The sequence below is a fragment of the Plantibacter sp. genome (genome assembly GCF_059073635.1).
The window spans coordinates 94,887-120,387 of the sequence record NZ_JCACOF010000008.1; the positions used below are offsets into that span (position 1 = coordinate 94,887).

General features: G+C 67.5%; 27 protein-coding genes and 3 tRNA genes. 19 read left to right on the forward strand and 11 right to left on the reverse strand.

From position 1 onward, the window contains the following. Window positions 1-6: 6 nt before the first annotated feature. The 6 genes from gyrB (at window position 7) to AC5JOC_RS07670 (ending at window position 5,931) form a co-directional block, all read left to right on the forward strand. Window positions 7-2,016, forward strand: coding sequence for a DNA topoisomerase (ATP-hydrolyzing) subunit B (gene gyrB, locus AC5JOC_RS07645; RefSeq protein WP_079704323.1), 2,010 nt, complete (start codon window positions 7-9; stop codon window positions 2,014-2,016). 107 nt (window positions 2,017-2,123) lie between these two features. Beyond that, entirely contained in the window at window positions 2,124-4,748 is a 2,625-nt protein-coding gene (gyrA, locus tag AC5JOC_RS07650) for a DNA gyrase subunit A (RefSeq protein ID WP_159876516.1), read from the forward strand. Continuing rightward, complete coding sequence (locus AC5JOC_RS07655; protein ID WP_056010202.1) at window positions 4,738-5,145, forward strand: DUF3566 domain-containing protein; 408 nt, start codon at window positions 4,738-4,740, stop codon at window positions 5,143-5,145. Before gyrA ends, AC5JOC_RS07655 begins: the two co-directional genes overlap by 11 nt. A gap of 87 nt (window positions 5,146-5,232) precedes the next feature. After that, a tRNA-Ile gene (locus AC5JOC_RS07660) sits at window positions 5,233-5,306 on the forward strand. Between the two features lie 55 nt (window positions 5,307-5,361). Continuing rightward, a tRNA-Ala gene (locus tag AC5JOC_RS07665) sits at window positions 5,362-5,434 on the forward strand. 74 nt (window positions 5,435-5,508) lie between these two features. Next, window positions 5,509-5,931 carry an NUDIX hydrolase gene (locus tag AC5JOC_RS07670; RefSeq protein WP_079704326.1) on the forward strand — a complete coding sequence of 141 codons (423 nt, stop codon included), beginning with the start codon at window positions 5,509-5,511 and terminating at the stop codon, window positions 5,929-5,931. Window positions 5,932-6,002: 71 nt separating this feature from the next. Here AC5JOC_RS07670 and AC5JOC_RS07675 read toward each other — a convergent pair whose 3' ends face one another. Further along, window positions 6,003-6,527: a hypothetical protein gene (locus AC5JOC_RS07675; RefSeq protein WP_079704327.1), complete on the reverse strand. Its 525-nt coding sequence runs from the start codon at window positions 6,525-6,527 to the stop codon at window positions 6,003-6,005. Window positions 6,528-6,631: 104 nt separating this feature from the next. On the opposite strand from AC5JOC_RS07675, the gene AC5JOC_RS07680 reads away from it, so the two are divergent. Together AC5JOC_RS07680 and AC5JOC_RS07685 are read left to right on the forward strand one after the other, a co-directional pair. After that, window positions 6,632-7,189 carry a peptidylprolyl isomerase gene (locus AC5JOC_RS07680; RefSeq protein WP_064294028.1) on the forward strand — a complete coding sequence of 186 codons (558 nt, stop codon included), beginning with the start codon at window positions 6,632-6,634 and terminating at the stop codon, window positions 7,187-7,189. A gap of 165 nt (window positions 7,190-7,354) precedes the next feature. Continuing rightward, entirely contained in the window at window positions 7,355-8,047 is a 693-nt protein-coding gene (locus tag AC5JOC_RS07685) for a rhomboid family intramembrane serine protease (RefSeq protein ID WP_274498870.1), read from the forward strand. 395 nt (window positions 8,048-8,442) lie between these two features. Here the strand turns inward: AC5JOC_RS07685 and AC5JOC_RS07690 are convergent, their stop codons facing one another. Further along, window positions 8,443-8,688 (reverse strand): cell division protein CrgA, encoded by a 246-nt coding sequence (locus AC5JOC_RS07690; protein WP_064294026.1) that lies wholly within the window; start codon window positions 8,686-8,688, stop codon window positions 8,443-8,445. A gap of 78 nt (window positions 8,689-8,766) precedes the next feature. Between AC5JOC_RS07690 and AC5JOC_RS07695 the strand changes: the two genes are divergently transcribed. Genes AC5JOC_RS07695 through AC5JOC_RS07705 form a run of 3 tightly spaced genes read left to right on the forward strand, consistent with a single transcriptional unit; the run spans window position 8,767 to window position 10,369 of the window. Continuing rightward, the gene (locus tag AC5JOC_RS07695) at window positions 8,767-9,573 is read left to right on the forward strand and encodes a class E sortase (RefSeq protein WP_139382341.1); all 807 of its coding nucleotides are present in this window, start codon (window positions 8,767-8,769) and stop codon (window positions 9,571-9,573) included. 2 nt (window positions 9,574-9,575) lie between these two features. Then, a complete protein-coding gene (locus tag AC5JOC_RS07700; protein ID WP_164486886.1) occupies window positions 9,576-9,737 on the forward strand; it encodes a hypothetical protein in 162 nt (53 codons plus the stop codon). Continuing rightward, window positions 9,734-10,369, forward strand: a complete 636-nt coding sequence (locus AC5JOC_RS07705) for an anthranilate synthase component II (protein WP_494246005.1) — start codon at window positions 9,734-9,736, stop codon at window positions 10,367-10,369. Before AC5JOC_RS07700 ends, AC5JOC_RS07705 begins: the two co-directional genes overlap by 4 nt. 93 nt (window positions 10,370-10,462) lie before the next feature. Here the strand turns inward: AC5JOC_RS07705 and pknB are convergent, their stop codons facing one another. The 8 genes from pknB to AC5JOC_RS07745 form a co-directional block, all read right to left on the reverse strand. Next, window positions 10,463-12,154 carry a Stk1 family PASTA domain-containing Ser/Thr kinase gene (pknB, locus tag AC5JOC_RS07710; RefSeq protein WP_192004005.1) on the reverse strand — a complete coding sequence of 564 codons (1,692 nt, stop codon included), beginning with the start codon at window positions 12,152-12,154 and terminating at the stop codon, window positions 10,463-10,465. Window positions 12,155-12,220: 66 nt separating this feature from the next. Beyond that, window positions 12,221-12,817: a hypothetical protein gene (locus AC5JOC_RS07715; RefSeq protein WP_494246007.1), complete on the reverse strand. Its 597-nt coding sequence runs from the start codon at window positions 12,815-12,817 to the stop codon at window positions 12,221-12,223. After that, the gene (locus tag AC5JOC_RS07720) at window positions 12,799-14,007 is read right to left on the reverse strand and encodes a protein kinase domain-containing protein (protein WP_494246009.1); all 1,209 of its coding nucleotides are present in this window, start codon (window positions 14,005-14,007) and stop codon (window positions 12,799-12,801) included. The genes AC5JOC_RS07715 and AC5JOC_RS07720 overlap by 19 nt, the downstream gene beginning before the upstream one ends. After that, entirely contained in the window at window positions 14,004-15,479 is a 1,476-nt protein-coding gene (locus tag AC5JOC_RS07725) for a peptidoglycan D,D-transpeptidase FtsI family protein (RefSeq protein WP_079704332.1), read from the reverse strand. The genes AC5JOC_RS07720 and AC5JOC_RS07725 overlap by 4 nt, the downstream gene beginning before the upstream one ends. Next, window positions 15,476-16,873, reverse strand: a complete 1,398-nt coding sequence (locus tag AC5JOC_RS07730; protein ID WP_079704333.1) for an FtsW/RodA/SpoVE family cell cycle protein — start codon at window positions 16,871-16,873, stop codon at window positions 15,476-15,478. Before AC5JOC_RS07730 ends, AC5JOC_RS07725 begins: the two co-directional genes overlap by 4 nt. Next, window positions 16,863-18,107 (reverse strand): Stp1/IreP family PP2C-type Ser/Thr phosphatase, encoded by a 1,245-nt coding sequence (locus AC5JOC_RS07735; protein ID WP_079704334.1) that lies wholly within the window; start codon window positions 18,105-18,107, stop codon window positions 16,863-16,865. The genes AC5JOC_RS07730 and AC5JOC_RS07735 overlap by 11 nt, the downstream gene beginning before the upstream one ends. Window positions 18,108-18,111: 4 nt before the next feature. After that, a complete protein-coding gene (locus tag AC5JOC_RS07740) occupies window positions 18,112-18,648 on the reverse strand; it encodes an FHA domain-containing protein FhaB/FipA (RefSeq protein WP_192004009.1) in 537 nt (178 codons plus the stop codon). Next, a complete protein-coding gene (locus tag AC5JOC_RS07745) occupies window positions 18,645-19,391 on the reverse strand; it encodes an FHA domain-containing protein (protein WP_124767843.1) in 747 nt (248 codons plus the stop codon). Before AC5JOC_RS07745 ends, AC5JOC_RS07740 begins: the two co-directional genes overlap by 4 nt. Window positions 19,392-19,629: 238 nt before the next feature. On the opposite strand from AC5JOC_RS07745, the gene AC5JOC_RS07750 reads away from it, so the two are divergent. The 3 genes from AC5JOC_RS07750 (at window position 19,630) to AC5JOC_RS07760 (ending at window position 20,592) form a co-directional block, all read left to right on the forward strand. Then, window positions 19,630-19,716 (forward strand) — tRNA-Leu (locus AC5JOC_RS07750). Between the two features lie 81 nt (window positions 19,717-19,797). Continuing rightward, a complete protein-coding gene (locus tag AC5JOC_RS07755) occupies window positions 19,798-20,103 on the forward strand; it encodes a hypothetical protein (RefSeq protein WP_494246012.1) in 306 nt (101 codons plus the stop codon). A gap of 54 nt (window positions 20,104-20,157) precedes the next feature. Then, window positions 20,158-20,592, forward strand: coding sequence for a hypothetical protein (locus AC5JOC_RS07760; RefSeq protein ID WP_494246014.1), 435 nt, complete (start codon window positions 20,158-20,160; stop codon window positions 20,590-20,592). Window positions 20,593-20,762: 170 nt separating this feature from the next. Here AC5JOC_RS07760 and AC5JOC_RS07765 read toward each other — a convergent pair whose 3' ends face one another. After that, window positions 20,763-21,920 carry a low temperature requirement protein A gene (locus tag AC5JOC_RS07765; protein WP_494246016.1) on the reverse strand — a complete coding sequence of 386 codons (1,158 nt, stop codon included), beginning with the start codon at window positions 21,918-21,920 and terminating at the stop codon, window positions 20,763-20,765. 122 nt (window positions 21,921-22,042) lie between these two features. Between AC5JOC_RS07765 and AC5JOC_RS07770 the strand changes: the two genes are divergently transcribed. Genes AC5JOC_RS07770 through AC5JOC_RS07790 form a run of 5 tightly spaced genes read left to right on the forward strand, consistent with a single transcriptional unit; the run spans window position 22,043 to window position 25,482 of the window. Then, window positions 22,043-23,116 (forward strand): ABC transporter permease, encoded by a 1,074-nt coding sequence (locus AC5JOC_RS07770; RefSeq protein ID WP_426738982.1) that lies wholly within the window; start codon window positions 22,043-22,045, stop codon window positions 23,114-23,116. After that, window positions 23,113-23,535 (forward strand): hypothetical protein, encoded by a 423-nt coding sequence (locus AC5JOC_RS07775; RefSeq protein WP_192004014.1) that lies wholly within the window; start codon window positions 23,113-23,115, stop codon window positions 23,533-23,535. Before AC5JOC_RS07770 ends, AC5JOC_RS07775 begins: the two co-directional genes overlap by 4 nt. Then, window positions 23,532-23,756 carry a helix-turn-helix transcriptional regulator gene (locus AC5JOC_RS07780; RefSeq protein WP_079704339.1) on the forward strand — a complete coding sequence of 75 codons (225 nt, stop codon included), beginning with the start codon at window positions 23,532-23,534 and terminating at the stop codon, window positions 23,754-23,756. Before AC5JOC_RS07775 ends, AC5JOC_RS07780 begins: the two co-directional genes overlap by 4 nt. After that, window positions 23,753-24,712 carry an ABC transporter ATP-binding protein gene (locus AC5JOC_RS07785; RefSeq protein ID WP_494246019.1) on the forward strand — a complete coding sequence of 320 codons (960 nt, stop codon included), beginning with the start codon at window positions 23,753-23,755 and terminating at the stop codon, window positions 24,710-24,712. Before AC5JOC_RS07780 ends, AC5JOC_RS07785 begins: the two co-directional genes overlap by 4 nt. Next, window positions 24,709-25,482: an ABC transporter permease gene (locus AC5JOC_RS07790; RefSeq protein WP_494246021.1), complete on the forward strand. Its 774-nt coding sequence runs from the start codon at window positions 24,709-24,711 to the stop codon at window positions 25,480-25,482. The genes AC5JOC_RS07785 and AC5JOC_RS07790 overlap by 4 nt, the downstream gene beginning before the upstream one ends. Window positions 25,483-25,501: the final 19 nt, after the last annotated feature.

A 25,501-nucleotide genomic window follows, 5' to 3' on the forward strand; every position in this document is an offset into this window, starting at 1 on the left:
TTTCCTATGACATCAGAACCCAACACGCACGCCCAAGACTCTGATTACGGCGCAAGTGCCATCCAGGTTCTCGAAGGTCTCGAAGCCGTCCGGAAGCGGCCCGGTATGTACATCGGGTCCACCGGTCCACGTGGTCTGCACCACCTGGTCTACGAGATCGTCGACAACTCCGTGGACGAGGCCCTCGCCGGCTACTGCGACACGATCCTCGTGACCATCCTGGAGGACGGCGGCGTCCGCGTCATCGACAACGGTCGAGGCATCCCGGTCGACATCCACCCGGTCGAGAAGAAGTCGACCGTCGAGGTCGTCCTGACCATCCTGCACGCCGGCGGCAAGTTCGGTGGCGGCGGGTACGCGGTCTCCGGTGGGCTCCACGGCGTCGGTTCGTCCGTCGTCAACGCACTGTCCACGCGCCTCTCGGTCGAGGTCCGTCGTCAGGGTTCGGTCTGGCGCCAGAGCTTCCAGCACGGTGTCCCCGACGCCCCGCTCCACGAGGACGAGCCGTCCTCCGAGACGGGCACCACGATCACCTTCTGGCCGAGCGCCGAGACGTTCGAGACGACGGAGTTCGACTACGAGACGCTCCGGACCCGCTTCCAGCAGATGGCGTTCCTCAACAAGGGCCTCCGCATCGAGCTCGCCGACGAGCGGCCGTTGCGCGACGCCATCGAGGCCGAGGACGTCGACGACAACTCGGCGGCCCACTCGCAGCGCAAGGACGTCTTCTTCTACGAGCGCGGTCTCGAGGACTACGTCGAGTACCTGAACAAGGCCAAGCGTGCCGAGCTCGTCCACGACGAGATCATCTCCTTCGAGTCGGAGAACACCGAGCGCAAGATCGCGCTCGAGGTCGCGATGCAGTGGACGACGGCGTACAACGAGAGCGTCCACACCTACGCGAACACGATCAACACGCACGAGGGCGGCACCCACGAAGAAGGGTTCCGTGCGGCGCTCACCACGCTCGTGAACCGGTACGCACGTGAGAAGGGCATCCTCAAGGAGAAGGACGACAACCTCTCCGGCGACGACGTCCGCGAGGGCCTCACGGCCGTCATCTCCGTCAAGCTCTCCGAGCCGCAGTTCGAGGGCCAGACGAAGACCAAGCTCGGCAACACCGAGGCGAAGGCGTTCGTGCAGAAGGTCGTCAGCGAGCAGCTCAACGACTGGTTCGACCGCAACCCCAACCAGGCCAAGGAGATCATCCGGAAGGCGCTGCAGGCCGCGACCGCTCGTCTCGCCGCCCGCAAGGCGCGCGAGACGGCCCGTCGCAAGGGTCTCCTCGAGGGTGGCGGCATGCCCGGCAAGCTCAAGGACTGCCAGTCGAAGGACCCGTCGCTGTCCGAGATCTTCATCGTCGAGGGTGACTCCGCAGGCGGCTCCGCCGTGCAGGGTCGCAACCCGGAGACCCAGGCGATCCTCCCGCTCCGCGGCAAGATCCTCAACGTCGAGAAGGCACGCCTCGACCGCGCGCTCGCGAACAACGAGGTCCAGGCCATGATCACGGCCTTCGGTGCCGGCATCGGTGAGGACTTCAACCCCGACAAGGTGCGGTACCACAAGATCGTGCTCATGGCCGATGCCGACGTCGACGGCCAGCACATCACGACGCTGCTGCTGACGCTCCTGTTCCGCTACATGCGCCCGCTCGTCGACCTCGGATACGTGTACCTCGCGCAGCCGCCGCTCTACCGCCTGAAGTGGTCGAACGCCGACCACCAGTACGTGTACAGCGACCGCGAACGCGACGCCCTCCTCACCGACGGTGTCGCCTCGGGCAAGCGCATCCCGAAGGAGAACGGGATCCAGCGCTACAAGGGTCTCGGCGAGATGAACTACAAGGAGCTGTGGGAGACCACGATGGACCCGCAGACGCGGACGCTCCTCCAGGTCACCCTCGACGACGCCGCGGCTGCCGATGAGATCTTCTCCACGCTCATGGGCGAGGACGTGGAGTCCCGCCGGACCTTCATCCAGAAGAACGCGAAAGACGTCCGCTTCCTCGACATCTGAGTGGCACGAACCACCCTCATCCACCGGTCACTGAGCTTGTCGAAGTGATCCACCTCGCATCAAACAGGCCCTTCGACAAGCTCAGGGACCAGGAGAAGTAAGAGAACATGGCAGACGAAACCAACGACGAGATCACGGTCCCGGACGAGGACCACGGCGTGCACGGACGGATCGACCAGGTCGACCTGCAGCTCGAGATGCAGCGCAGCTACCTCGACTACGCGATGAGCGTCATCGTCGGCCGCGCCCTGCCCGACGTCCGCGACGGCCTGAAGCCCGTCCACCGTCGCGTGATCTACGCGATGTACGACGGCGGCTACCGCCCCGACCGCTCGTTCTCCAAGTGCGCGCGCGTCGTCGGCGACGTCATGGGTCAGTTCCACCCGCACGGCGACACGGCCATCTACGACGCGCTCGTCCGCCTCGTCCAGCCGTGGAGCCTGCGGTACCCGTTGGCGCTCGGCCAGGGCAACTTCGGCTCACCGGGCAACGACGGCGCGGCCGCCCCTCGGTACACCGAGACGAAGATGGCCCCGCTCGCCATGGAGATGGTGCGCGACATCGACGAGGAGACCGTCGACTTCCAGCCCAACTACGACGGCGAGTCCCAGGAGCCGGTCGTCCTGCCGGCGCGCTTCCCGAACCTCCTCGTCAACGGTTCCGTCGGCATCGCGGTCGGCATGGCCACGAACATCCCGCCGCACAACCTCCGCGAGGTCGCCGACGGTGCCCTGTGGCACCTGGCGAACCCCGAGGCCAGCCGGGAAGAGCTCCTCGAGGCGCTCATGCAGCGCATCAAGGGGCCGGACTTCCCGACCGGCGCGCAGATCCTCGGTATCAAGGGCATCCAGGACGCCTACCGCACGGGTCGCGGTTCCATCACGATGCGGGCCGTCGTGAACGTCGAGGAGATCCAGGGCCGGACCTGCCTCGTCGTCACCGAGCTCCCGTACCAGGTGAACCCCGACAACCTCGCGCTGAAGATCGCCGACCTCGTCAAGGAGGGTCGTCTCGGCGGCGTCGCCGACATCCGCGACGAGACCTCCGGTCGTACCGGCCAGCGGCTCGTCATCGTGCTGAAGCGCGATGCGGTCGCGAAGGTCGTCCTCAACAACCTCTACAAGCACACGCAGCTGCAGGACAACTTCGGCGCGAACATGCTCGCGATCGTCGACGGCATCCCGCGCACGCTGCCGCTCGACGGGTTCATCACCAACTGGGTGACGCACCAGGTCGAGGTCATCGTCCGCCGCACCGTGTTCCGACTCCGCAAGAAGGAGGAGCGCGCACACATCCTCCGCGGCTACCTGAAGGCGCTCGACGCACTGGACGAGGTCATCGCGCTCATCCGTCGCTCGCCGTCCGCCGACGAGGCGCGCACGGGCCTCATGGACCTCCTCGAGATCGACGAGCTCCAGGCCAGCGCGATCCTCGACATGCAGCTGCGTCGTCTCGCCGCCCTCGAGCGTCAGAAGATCATCGACGAGGCAGCCGAGATCGAAGCGCAGATCGCCGACCTCAAGGACATCCTCGCGAAGCCGGTCCGTCAGCGCGAGATCGTCAGCGAGGAGCTGACCGCGATCGTCGACAAGTACGGCGACGACCGCCGCACCGAGATCATGTTCGGCTTCGACGGCGACATGAACATGGAAGACCTGATCCCCGAAGAGGAGATGGTCATCACCGTCACCCGCGGCGGGTACATCAAGCGCACGCGCAGCGACAACTACCGTCAGCAGCACCGCGGTGGCAAGGGTGTCAAGGGCGCCCAGCTGCGCGCGGACGACGTGGTCGACCACTTCTTCGTGACGACGACGCACCACTGGCTCCTCTTCTTCACGACGAAGGGTCGCGTGTACCGCGCGAAGGCCTACGAGCTGCAGGAGGCCGGCCGCGACGCCAAGGGCCAGCACGTGGCCAACCTGCTCGCCATGCAGCCCGACGAGGAGATCGCCGAGATCCTCGACATCCGCGACTACGAGGCCGCGACGTACCTGGTCCTCGCGACGCACGACGGCCTCGTCAAGAAGACGGCGCTCTCGGAGTACGACACGAACCGCTCGGGCGGCATCATCGCGATCAACCTGCGCGAGGGCGACGAGCTCACCTCCGCGCTGCTCGTGGAGAACGACAGCGACGTCCTGCTGGTGTCCCGCAAGGGCATGTCGATCCGCTTCACGGCGAGCGACGAGACCCTGCGGCCGATGGGACGCGCGACGAGCGGCGTCATCGGCATGCACTTCCGCGACGACGACAAGCTGCTCTCGGCGTCGGTGCTGCCGTCCGTCGAGGGTGAGGAACGCGAGGCGTTCGTCTTCGTCGTGACCGAGGGCGGCTACGCGAAGCGCACCAACATCGACCAGTACCGCGGCCAGAACCGCGGTGGTCTGGGCATCAAGGTGGCCAAGCTGAACGACGATCGAGGCACCCTCGCGGGCGCCCTGATCGTCGACGAGAGCGACGAGGTCCTTGTGGTTCTTGCCAGTGGCAAGGTGGTAAGGTCTGCCGTGGCCGAAGTTCCAGCGAAGGGGCGCGACACGATGGGCGTCGTCTTCGCACGTTTCGCGGAGAGCGACCGAATCATCGCGCTGGCCAAGAACAGTGACCGAAACCTTGAGACCCAGGATGTTCCGGAGACGGTTGCAGACGCAGCCGCCCCGGAGGGTGCAGAACCCGAGGCATCCGTGCCGGACGAGACTCCGGCGATGAAGGAAGAAGTAGATGAGCAGTAGCGTCGCAGAGAAGTTGGCCAAGAAGTCGACCAAACGCACCAGCACCAAGCAGGTGCGCCTGAAGCTGGTGTACATCGACTTCTGGTCGGCGGTGAAGCTGTCGTTCCTGGCGGCGATCGCGGTCGCCGTGGTCATCGTGGTGTTCTTCTTCCTCGTCTACACGGTGCTCAACACCACCGGTGTCTTCACGAAGGTCGGTGGCCTGTTCACCGACATCGCCGGACCGGGGAACAACATCCTGCAGTACGTCAACCTGCCGCAGGTCATGGCCTTCGCCGGCATCGTGGCGCTGCTCAACCTCATCGTCATCACGCTGATGGGAGCGCTCCTCGCGGGGCTCTACAACCTCAGCGTGAAGATCACGGGTGGCCTCCTCGTCGGGTTCACCAACAACTGACGCTCCGTCGGGTCGGCGCCGCCCCGTGCGGCGCCGCTCGATTATGAGTTGCGGCGGGAATCGGGTAGTCTCAACAAGGTTCAAAACGGGGCTATAGCTCAGGCGGTTAGAGCGCTTCGCTGATAACGAAGAGGTCCCAGGTTCAAGTCCTGGTAGCCCCACCCTGCACGACCAGCAACACACCGATTGGATCGGATCTCCGGATCTGTTCCATCCGGGGCCTTAGCTCAGTTGGTAGAGCGCCTGCTTTGCAAGCAGGATGTCGGGAGTTCGATTCTCCCAGGCTCCACAGTCCAGAAACGCCCTCGGCAGACGCCGGGGGCGTTCTCCGTTGTCGCGGGGCCCGGCGGTTAGGCTGACGGCATGGATATCCGCGTCGCTGCATATGCCGTCATCGTCGACGAACGGGGCATGCTCCTCTCCCACTGGAACGAGAGCGGACACAGCGGATGGACGCTCCCCGGCGGCGGGATCGACCCCGGTGAGGACCCGGCCGACGCGGCCGTCCGCGAGGTGTTCGAGGAGACCGGCTACCACGCGGAGCTCGACGACTTGATCGGCGTCGACTCGCAGGTCGTTCCGGCGGAGCGTCGCCTCAGCACGACGGCCACCGGGCCGCTCCACACGCTGCGCATCGTCTACCGGGCGCACCTCACCGGCGGCACGCTGACCTACGAGGCCGACGGCAGCACCGACTACGCCGCGTGGTACCCGCTCGAGGAGGTCGGCTCACTCGACCGCGTCAGCCTCGTCGACGTCGGACGACGCTTCGCCGGCCTCATCTGAGCACAGCCGTCACAACACGAAGCCCCTCCCCGGTCGGAGACCGGCGAGGGGCTGCGTCGTGCGAAGCGTGATCAGGAAGCGGCAGGCTCCTCGTCGGAGACCCACAGCTCGTCGTCTGCGCGGAACGTCTGCCAGACGGCGTAGGCGACACCGGCAGCGGCGAGGACGCCGAGGCCGATCGCGATGACGGTACCGGCGCTCGCGCCCTTCTTGGCGGGCAGCACCTGCTCGGGCACGTGGAGGCGACGGAGAGCCGCCTGCACGCGGGTGTCCTTGGCGATGTCGCCGATGCTCAGCACCGTACCGACGACGCCACCGACAGCGGGGACGACGCCATCCGAGATGCCCTTGCGCACGCCGTCGACGGCGTTGCGGGAGACCTTGATCCCCCGGTCGACCGTCGGGACGACGCGGTGCTCGTAGGTGTCGCGCACGACGGGGACCACCTGCTCCTTCGAGAAGTTCCCGAGCTGACGGCTCACCTCACGAGCGACTTCGTTGGCGTGGTTCAGGACATCCTGCTGGGAGTCCCAGAGGTCGGCAGCGGAACCCTTGAGCTTCTTGAGCTCTTTCCGGCGCTTGCGTGACAGGCTCATGTGGTCATCTCCAATGATCGCGGCAACAACGTAACCTCCATCTTGCCACTTAGACCCCTGGATACCATCCGAGAGTCCCGAACCCTTGTGCAAGAATTGGGAGTATGTCAAAGCACACCGCAGTCGCCACGTTGCACACCAACCACGGTGAGATCAAGGTCAACCTCTTCGGGGACCACGCTCCCAAGACGGTCAAGAACTTCACCGACCTGGCGACCGGCGGGCGCGAGTGGACGGACTCGAAGACGGGCCAGACCCGGAACGACGCGCTGTACAGCGACCTCATCTTCCACCGCATCATCCCCGCGTTCATGATCCAGGGCGGCGACCCGCTCGGAACCGGCACCGGTGGCCCGGGCTACAACTTCGACGACGAGATCCACCCGGAGCTCAACTTCGACGAGCCCTACATCCTCGCCATGGCGAACGCCGGCAAGCGCCGCAACGCCATCACGGGCGCCGTCGAGGGCACGAACGGTTCGCAGTTCTTCATCACGACCGTTCCCACGCAGTGGCTCCAGGGCAAGCACACCATCTTCGGTGAGGTCGCCGACGCCGAGTCCCGCGCGGTCGTCGACGCCATCCAGGCCGTCCCGACCGGTGCCGGCGACAAGCCGATCGAGCCCGTCGTCCTCGAGAGCGTCACCATCTCCGAGGCCTAGACCCCGCTCGGAGGACAGACCGTGACCCTGCCCCGGGATCCGTCGGCCAACTTCTGCTATCGCCACCCCGACCGACAGAGCTTCGTGCTCTGCCAGCGTTGCGGTCGGACGATCTGTGGAGAATGCCAGACGCCCGGGGCAGTCGGTTTCATCTGTCCGGAGGACATGAAGGCGCAACGACAGAGCGCCCCTCGCAACCGTCTCGGCGCGAGGATCAGCAACTCCTCCCCCATCGTCACGTACGCGATCATCGCCGTGACGGCGTTCGTGTTCCTGTTGCAGTGGATCCCCGGGCTCGGCGTCACGAACGCGCTCCTCTACGCCGGCGTGTACTCCGATCCGTCGTACGGCGCCCTCCAGCCCTGGCGGATGCTGACCGCCGTGTTCGTGCACTCGCAGGGGTTCATCTTCCACATCCTGCTGAACATGTACACGCTCTGGATCTTCGGCCGGATCCTCGAGACCATGCTCGGGCACTGGCGGTTCCTCGCGCTCTACCTGGTCGCCGGGTTCGCCGGTTCGGTCGGTGTCCTGTTCCTCGCCGACCCGAGGACGGCCGTCGTCGGCGCCTCGGGCGCGATCTTCGGTCTCCTCGGGGCGTTCCTCGTCATCCAGCGACGCATGGGTGCCGACACCCGCGGGCTGCTGGTGCTCCTGGGCATCAACCTCGTCATCGGCTTCATCCCCGGCGTGAACATCGCCTGGCAGGCCCACCTGGGCGGGCTCGTCGGCGGCGCCCTCATCGGCCTCATCCTCGTCAACACCCGCAAGCGCACCCAGCAGCCGCTCCAGGCAGTCCTGATCGGCGCCTTGAGCGTCGTCCTCGTGGGCGCCAGCCTGCTGCCCGCCCTGCTCTGAGCGGGACCGCACTTCGACAGGCTCAGTGACCGGGTGTCGGCTCAGTGACCGGGTTCGGCTCGGTGACCGGGTTCGGCTCGGCGACCGGGCTCGGTGACCGGGTACTACCCGGCGACCCGCGTCGACCAGTGGTGCGCTCGGCCGTGAGCCGCAACCATGCAGCAGACGTTGAAGGTTGACGCGAGTTATCCACAGAGTTATGAACACTGGGGATAATTACACCGGTGTGGTTCCCCGTGTTTCCGGGACTCCCGGCGGTTCTCCACACCGGCATGTGGATAACTCGGAAGTTCTCCACATTCCTGTGGAGAACTCGCTACGACGGATGCCCGGTACACGAAACAGCGGGCCGTCCGAGAGGACGACCCGCTGTGCACGACGTGAAGTGAGTGAGGCTAGCGCCATCTGGTGGTCATGAGGAACCCGATGAAGGCGATGCCGAAGCCGACGAGGATGTTCCACGGCCCGAGTGACTGGATCGGGAGCAGCGTGCCGCTCAGGTAGTAGACGACGATCCAGGCGAGGCCGAGGAGCATGAAGCCGAACATGACCGGCTTGAACCAGACCGCGTTCGGTGCGGGTTCGCCGCTCGTCTGCTCGGGTTCGCGGGACGGTTTGCTTCGTGACTTCGTGCGTGCCATGCCGACATTCTACCTGTTCACCCCAATCGGTGCCTTGGGGATCAGCCGATCCCGAGTTCTTCTCGGTAGAATCCATGCGTGACCGACGACCTACCTTCGCGAGCGAGCGCACGCGCCGCTGAGCGCAGAGCGCCGTCGAAGCACCGCATCAGCGTCTTCGGGGTGGCCGGCGAGCTGCTCATCACCGCAGGCATGGTGGTCCTGCTGTTCCTCGCCTGGCAGCTCTGGTGGAACGACATGATCATGGCCGGCAGCCAGGCGAACGCCGCGTCGAGCCAGTCGCAGGAGTGGATCAAGAACGCCGAGACCGCTCCCGCACCCGAACCGACGGTGGATGCGACCGGCGCGCCGAACTACGGTGAGCCGCCCGTCACCGCCCGTCCCGCGCCGGGCGACCCGTTCGCGGTGCTCTACGTTCCGCGGTACGGCGCCGACTACCGCCGCGTCGTGGCCGAGGGTGTCGACACCGCGACCGTCCTCAACAGCTTCGACCTCGGCGTCGGTCACTACCCGAGCACCCAGATGCCCGGAGAGGTCGGCAACTTCGTCGTCGCCGGTCACCGCAAGGCCTATGGCGGCGCGATGACCCTGATCAGCGACCTGCAGATCGGCGACAAGGTCTACGTCCAGACGGCCGACGGCTACTACACCTACGTGTTCCGGAACATCACCTACGTGTTGCCCACCCAGGTGGACGTCCTCAACCCCGTCCCCCAGGTCGACGGTGTCGCACCGACGCAGCGCATCCTCACCCTGACCACCTGCAACCCGCTCTATTCGACGGCGGAACGCAGTATCGCTTACGCGGTGTACGAGTCCTGGCAGCCGCTGTCCGCCGGGCCGCCCGCCGAGATCGCCGCGTCCGTCGCGGCCGCTGGAGGCTGACGATGTACGGCGCACTCTGGAGGGTCCTGCCCGGACCCGTGTGGCTGAGGATCATCATCCTCGTCGTCCTGTTCGTCGCGGTCGTGGCCGCACTCTTCACCTGGGTGTTCCCCTACGTGGACTCGTTCATCGTCGATCAGAATGTGACCGTCGGAAACGAATGACCCGCGTCCTGGTCGTCGACAACTACGACAGCTTCGTCTACACGCTGAACGGGTACGTCGAACAACTGGGTGCAGAGACCGTCGTCGTGCAGAACGACGGCGTCGCGCTCGACGACCTCGAGCAGCGGATCCTCGGGTTCGACGGCGTACTCGTCTCACCCGGACCCGGTCGGCCCGCTGACGCCGGGATCTCGCTGGCCACCGTGCGCGCGGCGTACCGAACCGGGACGCCACTCCTCGGAGTGTGCCTCGGCCACCAGGCGATCGCCGAGGCGTTCGGAGCGACCGTGCACACCGCCGACGAGCTGATGCACGGACAGAGTTCGCTCGTGGAACACGACGGCAGTGTCCTCTACCGGGGTATCCCGCAGCAGTTCAACGCCACCCGGTACCACTCGCTCGCCGTCGTCGACGGCAGCGTGCCCGAGGAGCTCGTCGTGACGAGCCGGACGACCGGCGGCGTCATCATGGGGCTCCGCCACCGTGACGCCCCGATCCACGGCGTGCAGTTCCATCCGGAGTCGGTGCTCTCCGAGGGCGGCTACCAGCTCCTGGCGAACTGGCTCGAGACGACCGGGCTCACCGGTGCGAATGAGCGGGCACGAGGGCTCAGCCCGCTCATGACCCGGTAGGCCCTTCGACAGGCTCAGGGACCGGAGAGCTTGCGCAGGGACCGGTGAGCTTGCTCAGGGACCGTCCTTCGAGAGCCTAGGAACCGGCGCAGCCTACGGACCGGTGCAGTAGGTGAGCGTGATGACGGACTTCTGCGGGATGTCGCCTGGTGCGGGTGACATGGCCGTGACCGGGTCGCCGGCGACGGCCTTGCACGTCGCGTCGGCCTGCGGCTGCACGGTGAACTGCCTCGTCGCATCCTGGAGGTAGTTCGTCGCGTCGAGGAGCGGCTGCCCGACGACGTCCGTCAGCGTGACGTTGCCGCTGGAGACGACGAGGTTGACCGTGGACCCCTGGTCGACGGAGGTACCCGCTCCGGGATCCATCCGCAGCACGACACCTGCCGGCACGGTCGGCGAGTTCTCCCGGGTCACGGAGCCTTGCGTGAGGCCGGCGGCGGCGACCGCAGCCCACGCGGCCTCCGAGGATTGGTTGACGACGTCGGGGACCTCGACCTGAGCACGGCCGGTCGACACGTAGACCTTGATCTGCGTGTTCTTGGTCACCGTGGTGCCGCCGGGCGGGTCGGTGCGGATGACGTGACCCGCCTTGTAGTCGCTGCTCGCTTCGTCGAACTTGGTGGGGACGAGTTCGAGCTGCTCGATCGTGCTGTTCGCGCTCTCCCACGTGGCGTCGACGAGATCCGGCACCTCTCGGGAGTCCGTGGAGATGCTCGTCGCGGGCGGCAGCTGCACCACCCAGAACACGAGGGAGAAGAGGATGACGGCGATACCGGCGATGGCAGCCCAGATCCACACGACCGGCGGGCGGCGCTGGGTACGCGTGACGGTGTCGTCCGAGGTGAGCTGACGGATCGCCTGCTCGGTGCTGGACGCCGCCGTCGGTGATGGGCCGAACAGTGAGTCGTGGTCGTCGCGTCGGACCGGCACATGGCCGGCCCCGGCTTCGTCGAGATCCTCACGGAACTCGACGGCGCTCTGGTACCGCTCGAAGCGATCCTTCGCGAGGGCTCGGAGGACGACCTGGTCGAGCGCCGGCGACACCTTCGGGTTGATCGAGCTCGGCTTCACCGGGCGCTCGCTCACGTGCTGGTACGCGACGGCGACGGCGGTGTCGCCGCGGAAGGGCGCCTTGCCCGTCAGCATCTCGAAGAGGACGACGCCGGTGGAGTAGAGGTCGGTCCGGGCGTCGACCGTCTCGCCCTTGGCCTGCTCGGGCGAGAAGTACGCGGCCGTACCGAGGATGGCTGTCGTCTGGGCGACCGTCGTGGACGAATCGGAGACGGCGCGTGCGATGCCGAAGTCGGTGACCTTGACGTCGCCGGCCGTGGTGATCATGACGTTGCCCGGCTTGATGTCGCGGTGCACGACGCCGGCTCGGTGGGAGTACTCCAGCGCGGTGAGGATGCTGTGCGCGATGCGCACCGCCTCTTCGGACTCGACGGGACCCTCGGCGATGAGGTCCTTGAGCATGCGCCCTTCGACGTACTCCATGACGATGAACGGCTCGATGAGGTCGTGCCCCGAGCCGTCCTTCACCCGCTCCTCGCCGGCGTCGTACACGCGGACGATCGTGGGGTGCGCCATCCGTGAGGCGGCCTGCGCCTCCTGACGGAAACGGGAGCGGAATGCGGGGTCGGTGGCGAGCGTGGACTTCAGGACCTTGATGGCGACGGTGCGACCGAGCTTGGTGTCCACGCCGCGGAAGACGTTGGACATGCCCCCGCGACCGATGAGGTCGCCGACGACGTATCGGCCTGCGAGCAGGCGTTGATCGTCAGCCACGTACCACCCCTGAATTCGCTTGGAGGACAAACACTAACAGCTTACCCGGGCACCTTCCGAGTGCTCTCAGGGATGACCCTGAGAGCACTCGTCGCGGCATCGGCCTACTGCCCCTTGATGACGTTGATCGACTCGGAGGACGGCGATCCGGAGGAGGTACCCGTGCTGCAGCGGACCGCGTACGAGACCGAGAGCGTGCCCACCGGCGTCGACCGTGATGGTACCCGTCGTGGTGTTCGCATCGAACTGGCCCGAGGAGTTGTTCTGGAAGTAGCCGCCGGAGACGGCGACGGTGTAGCCGAGGAAGTCGGCCCCGGTCGGGCAGGCGTTCTGCACGGCGAGCCAGTCGACCTTGATCGAGGTCGAGGTCGCGTCCTTCGGGATGACGAGCGAGCCGTCGTCGAGCACCGACTGGTCGAGCTTCGGTGCCTCGGTCGGCGGGTTGATGACCGCGATCTCGTCGTAGACGGTCAGCGTGATGGCCGAACCGGTCTTGACGTTGCCCGTGGGGTTCACGTCGTAGACGGTGTCGACCTGCTCCGGCGTCGTGGCCGGGTCGCCGACGTTCTTCGACACGCTGAAGTTGTACGGCGGCGCGCTGAAGATCGTGTTGAGCTCGTCGAAGGACCGGCCCTGGAGGTCGCTCAGGTTGATCGGGAACACCGTGGGCGTGGGCGTCGGCGTCGGGCGTCGGGGTCTTCGTCGGCTTCGGCGTCGCTGGACGTCGTGTCGCCGACGGAGTCGTACCTCCCGGCGTCGTTCCCCTGGTTCGCGAACACGGCGATCAGCGAACCGACCAGCACGATGACGAGCAGGGCGACGAGACCGATGAGCGGCCAGGTCCACTTGCTGCGCTTCTTCTTCTCGCCCTCGCCCTCGACGTCGTCCTCGAGCTGGTCCGCTTCGGCGGCGGACAGCAACTGCGTGGTCGCGTCGTCGGCTGCGGGCATCCGGCGGGTCTGGTCCATCACGGTGGTCGCGGCGTCGCCGGCCCCACCGAGGATCATCGGCACGGCTGCGGCCGCGGCGTTGAGGTCGCCTCGACGGAGCGCCTGGGCGGCGCGCGCGACGTGGGCGGACGATGCCGGACGGTCGACCGGGTTCTTCGCGATCATCGACATGACGAACCGGCGGACCGGCTCGGCGATCGTGACGGGGAGCTCCGGCGGCTGCTCGTTGATCTGCGCCATCGCGATGGCGACCTGCGACTCGCCCGTGAACGGACGGCGTCCGGCGAGGCACTCGTACGCGACGATGCCGAGCGAGTAGATGTCCGTCGACGGTGAGGCGGGGTGCCCGCTCGCCTGCTCGGGCGAGAGGTACTGCACGGTGCCCATGACCTGACCGGTGGCCGTGAGCGGCACCTGGTCGGCGATACGGGCGATGCCGAAGTCGGTGATCTTGACGCGGCCGTCCGGCGTGATGAGCAGGTTGCCCGGCTTGATGTCACGGTGGACGAGGCCCGCGGCGTGCGCGGCCTGGAGTGCCGACGAGGTCTGCGCGACGATGTCGAGCACCTTGTCGGTGGGCAGGACACGCTCGCGCTCGAGCACGGTGGACAGGGCCTCACCGGGCACGAGTTCCATGACGAGGAACGCGCTGCCGTCCTCCTCGCCGTAGTCGAAGACGTTGGCGATGCCCTCGTGGTTCACGAGTGCGGCGTGCCGCGCCTCGGCACGGAACCGCTCGAGGAACCCGGGGTCCCCCATGTACTCGTCCTTGAGGATCTTGATGGCGATGGTCCGGCCGATGACCAGGTCAGTGGCCTGCCACACCTCGCCCATGCCACCGATCGCAATGCGAGATTGCAGTTCGTAGCGACCTCCGAAGGTCAGCCCGGCTGTCGGTCTCATTTGTTCAGCACCGCCTCTAGTACTTTCTTCGCGATCGGCGCGGCCACGAGGTTGCCGTAACCGTCCTGTCCGAGTCCACCGCCATCTTCAACAACGACCGCCACGGCGACCTTCGGGTCGTCCGCAGGCGCGAAACCGGTGAACCACAGCGTGTACGGATCGTCGGATCCGTTCTGTGCCGTGCCTGTCTTTCCAGCCACATCGACCCCATCTATTCTTGCATTAGTCGCAGCACCGCTCTGGACGCCCTGGACCATGATGTCCGTGATCTCCTTGGCCACCGAACTCGAGATCGGCTGCGACAGCTGCGCCGGTTCGAACTCCTTGAGGACGCTCAGATCGGGGTTCACGACGCGGTTCACCAGCTGCGGGTTGCAGACGATGCCACCGTTCGCGATGCCGGCCGAGACCATGGCCATCTGGAGTGCCGAGGCCCGCACGGTGTACTGCCCGAAGGCTGCCATGGCGGTCTGGTCGTCGCTCAGCGCGTTCGGGAAGGTGCTCGGCTGCATCGGCATGGGGTTGAGTCCCGTTCCGGTGATGTTCACGTCCATGTTGAAGCCGAAGCTCTGCGCCATGTCGCGGATCTTCTCGTAGCCGAGTTCGACGCCGAGTTCCGCGAGCGGGATGTTGCAGCTGAGCTCGACGGCTGTCGCGATGGACACCGTCGCGCCGCCGCCGCAGCTTCCGCCCTCGGAGTTGCGGATGACGGTGCTCGTCCCGGGGAGCGTGTAGGTGGACGGGTTCGGGAACTCCGACTCCGGCGTGTAGTCGCCCGAGGCGAACGCCGCGGCCGCGGTGACGAGCTTGAAGGTGGAACCGGGCGGATCGAGGTCGCCGTCGACGCCCTTGTTGAGGAGCGGCTGGCGGTCGTCGTCGTCGAGGGTCCGGTAGGCGTCGAGCACGGCCGCGTTGTCGTGGCTGGCCAGGACGTTCGGGTCGTAGCCGGGGCTCGACACCGAGGCGAGGATCTTGCCCGTCTTCGGCTCGATGGCGACGATCGCGCCCTCCTGGTCGCCGAGCGCGTCGAAGGCGGCCTGCTGCACGACGGGGTCCAGGGTGACCTCGACCGCCGCACCCTTCGGAGCCTGGCCGGAGATGAGCCGGTTGATGGAGTCGAGGAACTGGGAGTTCGACGTACCGCTCAGGTACTCGTTCGTCGCGAGTTCGAGACCGGACGAGCCCTGGGTGGGCGAGAAGTAGCCGGTGACGGGCGCGTACAGCGGGCCGTTCGCGTAGACGCGCTGGTACTTGTATTCGTCGTCACTGGCGACGGACGAGGCGATGGCGGTCCCGTCCGTGAGCAGGATGGGACCCCGCTCCGTCCGGTAGCTGTCGTAGAGCGTCCGCGTGTTGCGACCGTCGGCGTTGAGGGTGTCGGCCTGGAACATCTGGATGATCGTGGTCGACCCGAAGAGCGCCAGGAACATCGCCAGGACGACGATGCTCACCCGCTTGAGTTCGCGATTCATGAGACCACCGCCTTGGGTTGGGTTCGGACCGTGTCGGAGATGCGGAGCAGGACGGCGATGATGATCCAGTTCGCGACGAGCGACGACCCGCCGGCCGCCAGGAAGGGTGTGGTGAGCCCCGTGAGCGGGATGATGCGGGTCACGCCGCCGACGACGACGAAGACCTGCAGCGCGACGGTGAACGCCAGGCCGATCGAGAGGAGCTTGCCGAAGTCGTCGGTACCGGCGTAGCCGACTCGGAAGCCCCGCGAGACGAGCAGCAGGTAGAGCGCGAAGATCGCGAAGAGACCGGCGAGGCCGAGCTCTTCACCGAGGCTGGCGATGATGTAGTCGCTCTGCGGGACGGGGGTGATCTCGGGCATGCCCTGGCCGAGCCCGGTGCCGAGCAGTCCGCCGTGGGCGAGGCCGAAGATGCCCTGCACGAGCTGGTAGCTGCCGCCGTCGCGGTCGAAGACCTCCGGGTTGAAGGCGTCCCACCAGTTGTGGAACCGACCGGCGACGTAGGAGAGGGTCTGGCCGGCGATGAACGCACCGGCGAAGAACATCGTCAGGCCGATGATGATCCAGCTGGCGCGGCTCGTCGCGACGTACAGCATGACGAGGAACATGCCGAAGTAGAGCAGACCGGTTCCGAGGTCGCGCTGGAAGACGATCACGCCCATCGCCATCGCCCAGACCACGAGGATCGGGCCGAGGTCGCGCAGACGGGGGAACTGGATCCCGAGGAACTTCTTGCCGACCATCGAGAGGCTGTCGCGCGTGCGCACGAGATAACCGGCGAAGAAGACCGCGAGAGCGATCTTCGCGATCTCGCCGGGCTGGAAGGTGACCGCGTCGCCGATGCCGATCCAGACGCGGGCGCCGTTGACCTCCCGACCGATGCCCGGCAGCAGGGGCAGCAGGAGGAGGACGAAGGCGAAGAGGCCGGCGATGTACGTGTACTTGAAGAGCACGCGGTGGTTGCGGATGATCAGGACCACGGCGATGGCCCCGGCGATCGCGATCGCACTCCACACCATCTGTCGGACCGCGGCGCTCGCCCAACCGGAGTCGCCGAGGGCGATGTCGATCCGGTAGATCTCAGCGATGCCGACGCCGCCGAGCACGGTGGCGATCGGTAACAGGAAGGGGTCGGCCTCCGCCGCGGTGTAGCGCAGCACGATGTGGAAGGCGAGGACCAGGAGTGACAGGCCCGAGCCGAAGGTGATCAGGGCGAAGTCGAGGTGCCCGAGGGCGCCGAGCTGCACGAGCATGACCGCGACCGCGTTGATGGCGAACGCGAAGATGAGGAGCGCGAGCTCCAGGTTGCGGAGCTTCTTCGGCAGCCGGAGTCGGCGCATCGTCTTGATGACGCCGGTGTCGGCTTGGATGGGGGCTGCGACGTCACTGGTCATCGGTCACCCGCAATCGCTTCACGATGTCGAGGGCCTCGGTGAACGAGGACGCGCTGATGGTCTGGTCGACGGCCTGGCGGTCGAAGTCGGAGAGCGAGCCGAGCGGGATGCCGGTGTCCTCCTTGACGTTCGAGAGTTTGATGGGGCCGACGTCCTGCTGGATGCCCTGGTAGATGACCACCGTGTCGTCGTCGCCGCCGACGAAGTAGCGGGTCTGGGTCCACGCGTACCCGAGCACGACACCACCGACGATCGCGACGATGACCACGATGAGACCGACGAGCCAGGTGATGCGCCGACGTCTCGCGCGGCGCTCGTCCTCCTCGATGAGCTCGTCGAGGTAGTCCTCGGAGGCGGGCTCGAAGTGCGAGTTGCCGAGCGAGGTGACCCGCCCCGGGTGCAGCCAGCTGTTGGGGATGAGCGACGGCTTCTTCACCGACGGGGTGAGCGCGAAGGCCACGGGCTTCGAGGCCGAACCGACGACGACGGGCTCACCGTCACTCACCGGCTCGTCGACGATGTCGACGACCACGACGGTGACGTTGTCCGGTGCACCGCGGTCCAGGCTCTGCCGGACGAGCTTCTCGGCAGTGCGCTGCGCCGACAGCTTCTCGGTGAGGGTCGCGGTGATGTGCGTCTCGTCGACCACGCCCGAGAGACCGTCCGAGCAGAGGATCCAGCGGTCACCCGGCTGCGTTCCGAGCGTCATCGTGTCGATCTCGGGGGAGGCGTCGACGTCGCCGAGGACGCGCATCAGCACGGATCGGCGGGGATGGACCATCGCCTCCTCGGCCGTGATCCGGCCGGAGTCCACGAGACGCTGGACGAACGTGTGGTCGACCGTGATCTGGCTGAGCTCGCCCTCACGGAAGAGGTAGATGCGGGAGTCGCCGATGTGGGCGATGGCGACCTCGTTGCCGATGACCGCGAGCGCGGAGACCGTGGTGCCCATGCCGGTCAGCTCGCGGTGCTTCGAGACCGTGTCGCCCAGGATGGAGTTCGCCGCGAGGATCGCGGACTGGAGCGTCGCCTCAGCGGCCTCGGAGGACGGGTACGGCTCGTCGGCCTCGATGATGCGGTTGAGTGCCATCGCCGAGGCGACGTCACCGCCGGCGTGGCCGCCCATGCCGTCGGCGACGACGAACAGGTGGTGCCCGGAGTAGCCGGAATCCTGGTTGTTTGAGCGCACTTTACCCACGTGGGAGAGCGCTGCGCCGGCGCCGCTGGTCGTCACCGGGTTACCGCCGCAACTCGAAACTGGTCTGGCCGACCTTGACGGGGGTGTCGAGTGGGATCTGCGTCGGGACGCTCACGCGCTTGCCGGCGAGGAAGGTGCCGTTGGTGGAATCCAGGTCCTGGACCATCCACTCGTCGTTCCAGAGCATGAGGCGCGCGTGATGCGTGGACGTGTAGTCGTCGCGGATGATGAGGCCGGAGTCCGCTGAGCGGCCGATGGTGATCGGCTCGCGGCCGAGGGGGAGCTCGGTGCCCTGCTTGGGCCCGGACACGATGACGAGGCGCGAGGTGTTGTCGACCGTGGCGCGCGGAGGCGTGCCGCTCGATCCGCCGGTGGCGGGCCGACTGGGGGCCGGGGCGGCCGCGGCGCGCATCGGCTGCGGCGGTGTGGCCGGGGCTCCGTTCGACGACTGCTGCTGCGGCTTCCGGACACGTGGTCCGAAGAGGTCGGTGCGGAGGGCGTAGACGATGCCGAAGACGAACGTCCAGAGCAGGAGCAGGAAGCCGATGCGGAGGACCAGCAGGGTCAGTTCGCTCACGCGCCGTCCCCCCACGAGTCGCCGAAGGACGACACATCGTGACGTCGGGTCGCATCGCTCATCTGGCGATCGGATCCGCCGGCCTTGGCGACCACCCGGAACACGATCCTGGTGCGGCCGATCTCGATGACGGAGTCGGGGGAGAGGGCCGCCTGGCGGAAGGACTGGCCGTTGAGCTTCGAGCCGTTCGTCGAGCCGAGGTCGCGCGCCTGACCGGCGTTGCCGTCCCAGAGGATCTCGACGTGCTTCCGTGAGGTGCCGGTGTCGGGGATCGTGATGTCGGCCTCGGTACCGCGGCCGATGACCGTGCGGGCCTGCGTGATCGGGTAGCGCTTACCGCCGATGTCGAGCACGGGTGCCCAGGTGACGGAGCCCTTGAGGTTGACGCTGTCGATCTGCACGAGGCCGTCGGGGAGGGAGCGGTCGCCGGAGAGCTTGATGGTCACGGCACCCGGAAAGGAGTACCCCTGGCTCTTGGCGTGCTTCTGGACGAGCGAACCGAGCTCGTCGATGAGGGAGGGGCCGATGGCGTCCATGCGCTCGAAGTCGGTGGGCGACATGCGGACGGTGAACTTGTTCGGCACGAGGATGCGGTCGCGGGAGACGACGGCGGCCTTGGTGTCGAGCTCGCGTCGGAGCGCGCTCGTGATCTCGACCGGCTGGAGTCCGGACTTGAAGGTCTTCGCGAAGGCGCCGTTGACGGCGCGCTCGAGTCCCTTCTCGAAGTTGTCCAGAATGCCCACGGTCTCTCGATTCGTGTCGGTGTCCAGGCAATGTTAGACGGTTTGCCTGCACACGAGGCCAATCGACGCGGGCGCCGACGCCAGGTGTTCACCCGCTCGGCAGCAGGAGATCGGCATCGGAACAGGACCGTCGGGGCCGTTTCGTCCTGCTCTGGCGCGGATCTCCGGTGTTCTGCCACCCGGGCTCCGCGTGCTATCCTCGATAAGTTGCCGCGAGAGCGGCGACGTCTGGTGTCTCGCGCGAGTGGCGGAATTGGCAGACGCGCTGGCTTCAGGTGCCAGTGCTCGAAAGGGCGTGCGGGTTCAAGTCCCGCCTCGCGCACCAGTTGATGTGACACGAAGGCCCCCGAGGAATCGGGGGCCTTCGTCGTTCCCGCCGTCCGGGCGTGACCGCTACCGTGTCGACATGGAGAACCCCCGGATGCCGATGGGCATCGCGATCACGATGCTGCACGACGGCCGAGTGCTCCTGGAACTGCTGGCCGACCGCTCCTTGCTCCTGGAACTGCTGGCCGACCGCTCCTCGGTGTTCAGCAGCGCCGAGACGCGCGTCGACGACCACGACCGGACGTCGGCCATCGTCCGCGAGTGGGTGACCGCGCCGCTCGCGGTGCCGGATCGTCGTGGTTCACACCGTCCGTCGCCGTACCGCGACGGCTACACCCTCGTCGTCTCGCCCGGGTCGACCCGGGATCTTGCGGCGCCTATCTAGTCCCGGACGCGCGTCGACGACCACGACCGGACGTCGGCCATCGTCCGCGAGTGGGTGACTGCGCCGCTGGCGGTGCCGGATCGTCGTGGTCCACACCGTCCGTCGCCGTACCGCGACGGCTACACCCTGGTCGTCTCGCCCGGGTCGACCCGGGATCTTGCGGCGTTCAGTACGTACGGGAACTCCCTGCTGGTCGACTTCGGTCGGGCGTTCGGGGCGGCGCCCGGCGCGGCGGGGGATCCTGAACCACTCGTGCGAGCGCTCCCGCGTGATCTGGCGATCTGCTTCCGGCGCGCGCAGGAGAAGGCCGCCTGGCGACTGGCGCAGGGCGCCTATCTTCCCGTCCTCGTCGGGTACCTCGACGAGTTGCGGGCGATGACGTCGATCGAGGAGCAGTACGCCTACGAGACGACGACCGCCGGGGTCGGTGGAATCCTCGACGACGAGCGCTACCTCCTGGTGGCCGACGATGCCCGCGCGCGGCGATGACGTCGATCGGCGGAGCAGTACGCCTACGAGACGACGACCGCCGGGGTCGGTGGAATCCTCGACGACGACTGGCGGAGCGGTCCTCGCTCTACAACTGGTACATGGATCTGGCCAAAGGTGGTCTCGTCCGCCCACGGCGGTGACGGAGACGTGTCGCGGCGGGTTCACCGTCACCGGCGCTCGCGGACGCGCTGCACCTCCAGGATGAGGACGGCGAGCCCCACGGCGGTCGCGGTGCCGAGGACGGTCACGATCGGGAGTGTGGCGGAGGCCAGCACGGCGATGGCGGCCAGGAGGAAGAGGATCGAGGCGGTGGTCGAGATCCTGCCGCGGAGCAGGACCAACCAGACCGCGACCATGAACACCGAGACGGGGATGGTCAGCGAGAAGGACGCGACGGCGGCGGTGAGATGCTCGCCCGCGTGCGTCAGCAGGTCGAGTTCCACCTCGATCCCCGCGGAGACGGCACCGGCGGCGGCGAAGACGACGTAGTGCGCGTACCCGAAGGCGAACCCCTGGCGGGACGAGGCCAGGCGACCCCCTTGCTCCCGGCTGAAGTAGATCCACCACATCCCGGCGGCGAGGACGATGCCTGCCACGGCCAAGCCGACGAGCCCGTCGATCCGCTCGTCGCTGTTCGCCGCGTCGATGATGGCGTTCGCCGAACCGAGAAGGCTCTCGCCGAGCAGGATCAGCGTGAACAGGCCGTACCGCTCGGCGACGTGATGCGGGTGCCAGGGCGTGCGGTGGACCCGTTCCGCCCAGACGGGCACGAGCACCTCGAGCAGCATCGCGGGCCAGAAGGTCCAGAACTGCCCCTCCACCGGAAGGGCCAGTCGCGCGACCCAGAGGACCTGCACGAGGCTGATCCCGATCGCGAACCGGAGGGCCACCGCGCGTTGCTCCGGATCGGACAACGCGAGTCGGAGCCACTGCGCCACCATCGCCAGTCGCATGATGACGTAGCCGATGGTGATGATCGCCCACTCGCCGTCGACCATGGCGTCGTGCACGCCGGCGGCGAGCACGAGGACCCCGCCCATCTGCACGATGGTGGTCATGCGGTAGAGCCAGTCATCGGTGTCGAACGCGGACGCGAACCAGGTGAAGTTCATCCACGCCCACCAGATGGCGAAGAAGATCATCGCGTAGGAGACGGTCGTCTCCGCCGCGTGACCCTCGACGATCCCGTGGTGGAGGTTCTGCGAGGCCTGGGAGACGGCGACGACGAACACGAGGTCGAAGAGCAGCTCCAACGGGCTCGCCACCCGGTGCCCCTCGCCGGGGTCGCGGCCGGTCATACGGAGGAGACCCAGTCGGTTCAGCACGATCCCATCCTGCCGTGCCTGTCGTTGCCAAGGAAGCTTGACACGTCGCCGGATGACAAGCATGCTTGACGTATGTCAGGTTTCCTTGTCATTTCGGACTCGATCGTCCAGATGCGCCGACGATGACGAACGACAGGTCGGCCCGCTGCGGCGGCGCCGCGTTCCGGCGGCTGGCGTCGATGAGCGCTCGCGACGTGCTCAGGAACCCGCTCACCGGGATCTCGATGTGGTTCATGACCGGCATCATCCTCGTGATCTACGTCTCCATGTGGCTCGCGTTCGTCGTCCTGGGCCCTGCTCCGGTCGCAGCGCTGGACACGGACGAACCGGGAGTCTCGTCGGCGCTCGAGCGGGCCGGTGTGCAGGTGGTCGCCCCCGACGACCCCGATCGGAACACGCGGGTGACCGTGCACGAGGGGCGCGCCCTGGTGGTGCTCGACGCTGCGGACCAGGCTGCATGGGACCCGATCTGGCGAGGGCTGCGCGACGCAGGCGTCCCGGCCCACGGGGTGACGGTGATGGACGACGAGGGTGACGTGAAGATCGACCCGCTCCAGGAGAACCTCGGCATCGTGGTCCTGGTCGGGGTCGCGAGCCTGGCGTTCATCGGCACGACCGTCCCACTCGTGGCGATGCGGGAGCGCGGGCTGCTCCGGCTGCTCGGCGTGACGCCGCTCCGCCGGTCGACCTTCCTCCTCGCGCAGCTCCCCTTGCGCGCGCTGGTGGCGGTGGGGATCCTGGTGCTGACGACCGGGATCGCGGTCTGGCGCAGGTACGTCGACGGCGTGGACCTCCTGGCCCTGGGGGTCTCGTTCCTCCTCGGAGCGGCGATGCTGTTCGCTCTGGCGCTGGTGTTCGCCGCCCGATCGCGGAACGCCGAGGCGACACAACAGACGATGGTGATGGTGACGATCGGGCTCGTGTTCGCGTCGGGCGGGCTCCTGCCGCAGTCCATCCTCCCTGCCGCCGTGCAGGTCGCCATGAACTGCCTGCCGACCACCTGGTTCGTCGCCGCCGCGAGTGCCTCACTGACCGGGGCCGAACCGTTCCTCCCCGTCCCCGCGCTCTGGGGGCTCATGTCGCTCGTCACCGTCGCAGCAGGCGTGCTCGCCGTGCGGTGGTTCGAGTGGGATCAGTCCGAGCGCGACGGGCGGACGACCACGATGTCCGACACGCAACGAGAGGTGGCAGCATGAACGAGCACACGACACGGGGATCGACGCCGCAGGAGCGTCGTGCGTCCCGCAGATACATGTGGGAGATCGCGGCCGGTGCCGTCGGGTTCCTCGTGACGTTCCTCTTCCTGCCGGAGCTGTTCCCCACCGAGCCGGGATCGCCCGCAGCCGTCGCGGTCGCACTCGTCCCGCTCGTGCCGGTGGTGTGGATCGTGATCGCACTCGTCCGACACGTGCGCCGCGTCGACGAACTGCAGCGCGGAGTGATCGTGCTGAGTCTCGCCATCGGGTTCGGCGCGGCGATGCTGATCAGCCTCGCGGTCGTGTTCCTGTCGACCGCCGGTGTCGTCGTCCCCCAGCCGGAATGGTGGGTGTTCATCGGCGGGATGGCGGTCTGGGGCGTGACCATCGGTGTCGTCTCCTTCCGGGCCACCCGATGAAGAACGACGTCCGCGCCCTGCGCACCGAACGCGGGTGGACCCAGGTCCAGTTCGCTGAAGCACTCGGCGTCTCCAGGCAGACGGTGAACGCGCTCGAGACCGGGCGCTACGACCCGTCCCTGCCGTTGGCGTTCCGGGTCTCCGCACTGCTCTCCCGCCCGATCGAGGAGATCTTCTTCCCGGGTGAACACGATGCCCCGCCGTCTGGAGGACGACGATGAACGAATCGGACCGAGTGGTCGTCACCGTCGACCGGCTCAGCAAGCGCTACGGCGACCGGAGCGTCCTGCGCGACGTCTCCCTCCGGGTCCACGCGGGCGAGGTGTTCGGCCTGCTGGGACCGAACGGCGCCGGGAAGACCACCACGCTCGAGACCATCGTCGGACTCCGCCGTCCCACCGACGGAACCGTCCGGGTGCTCGGACGAGACCCGTCGATCGACCGCCGATACGTGACCGAGCGGATGGCGGTGCAGCCGCAGGCCGCCACCCTGTTCCCGACGCTGACGGTCGCGGAGACGCTCGACCTCTTCGCGTCGTTCTACCGCGACGTGCGGCGTCCCGAGGAGGTCTTGGACGAGCTCGATCTGGGGGAGGCACGGCGCGTGCGCGTGAAGCACCTCTCAGGCGGCCAGGAGCGTCGCCTGCTGATCGCCATCGCGTTGATCGGCAATCCCGAGATCGTCGTCCTCGACGAGCCGTCGGCCGGACTCGACCCGCAGGCCCGACGGAACCTCTGGGGCATCATCCGGCGCCAGCAGGAACGCGGGACCACGATCCTGCTCTCGACGCATCACATGGACGAGGCCACCCAGGTCTGCGACCGGATCGCCGTCCTCGTGGACGGCTCGATCGCCGCCTCGGGGGAGCCGGAGACCCTGGTCCGGGAACACGCCGCGACGGCCACGGTGACCTTCGAGGTCCCCGGCCGGACCACCGCGGACGAGTTGCGTTCGCACGACATCCCCGGCGAGATCACCGTGACGGCGAAGGGCGCCGTCAGCCTGGTCGGGATCGTGACCGACGACCCTGACGCCGTGCTGCGCCGACTCACCTTCTCCACCGGTCTCAGACCCCGCGGGTTCCGAGTGGCGCACGGGTCGCTCGAGGATCTCTTCATCGATCTCGCGAATCGGCCGACGTCCGCAGCCGACGGCGACCGGGCCCACAGCCCATGAGCACGACGCCTGCGTTCCCAGCGCAGGTCCGGAGCTTCGCCGCGGCCCACGCGCGCGACCTCGTCCGGGACCCGCGCTCGATCATCGCACTCGTGGCGAGTTTCCTCGCCTTGATCGGACTGCTCTGGGGGGTGGACGCCCTCGTGGCGACGGCGTCCGACACGCCTGCCGGTGTGCTGGAGCGCGCCCTCCCGCTCGTTTCGAGCACGGGGACGATGGCGATCGCCTTCATGCTCACCACGGTGCCGCTGGTCCGGCATCGCAGCACCGGCCTGCTGCGGGCGCTGTCGACCTCGCCGGCCCGTCGCGACGCCTATCTGCTCGGACACCTGCCGATCCGCGTGGGGTTGGTCGTCGTCGAGGCCGCGGTGATCATCGCCCTGGCCGCCTGGACGGTGCCCACCCGTCCACTCTCCGACCTCGTCGCGATCGCCGGCACGATCCTGCTCGGTGGCGCGATGCTGCTCGGCTTCGGCTACCTCCTCGCGGCGCGGTTGTCGAACCCGGACATCGCCATGCAACTCGCGTACCTGCTGCCGATGCTCGCTCTCGCCACGTCCGGGGCCCTCTTCCCGCTCGCGATCCTTCCGGAGTGGGTCGCCGGTCTCTTCCGGGTCCTGCCCACGACCTGGATCGTCGGCGCGCTCGAGGCGACCATCTCCCGAGGCCCTCAGCCCGTGCCGCTCGCAGTGGTCTGGAGCCTGATGGCGGCGTGCGCGCTCGTGTCGGGTCTCGCGGCCGCTCGGCTCCACCGATGGGACGTCGGCTGATCGGCGGAGCTGCCGTCCG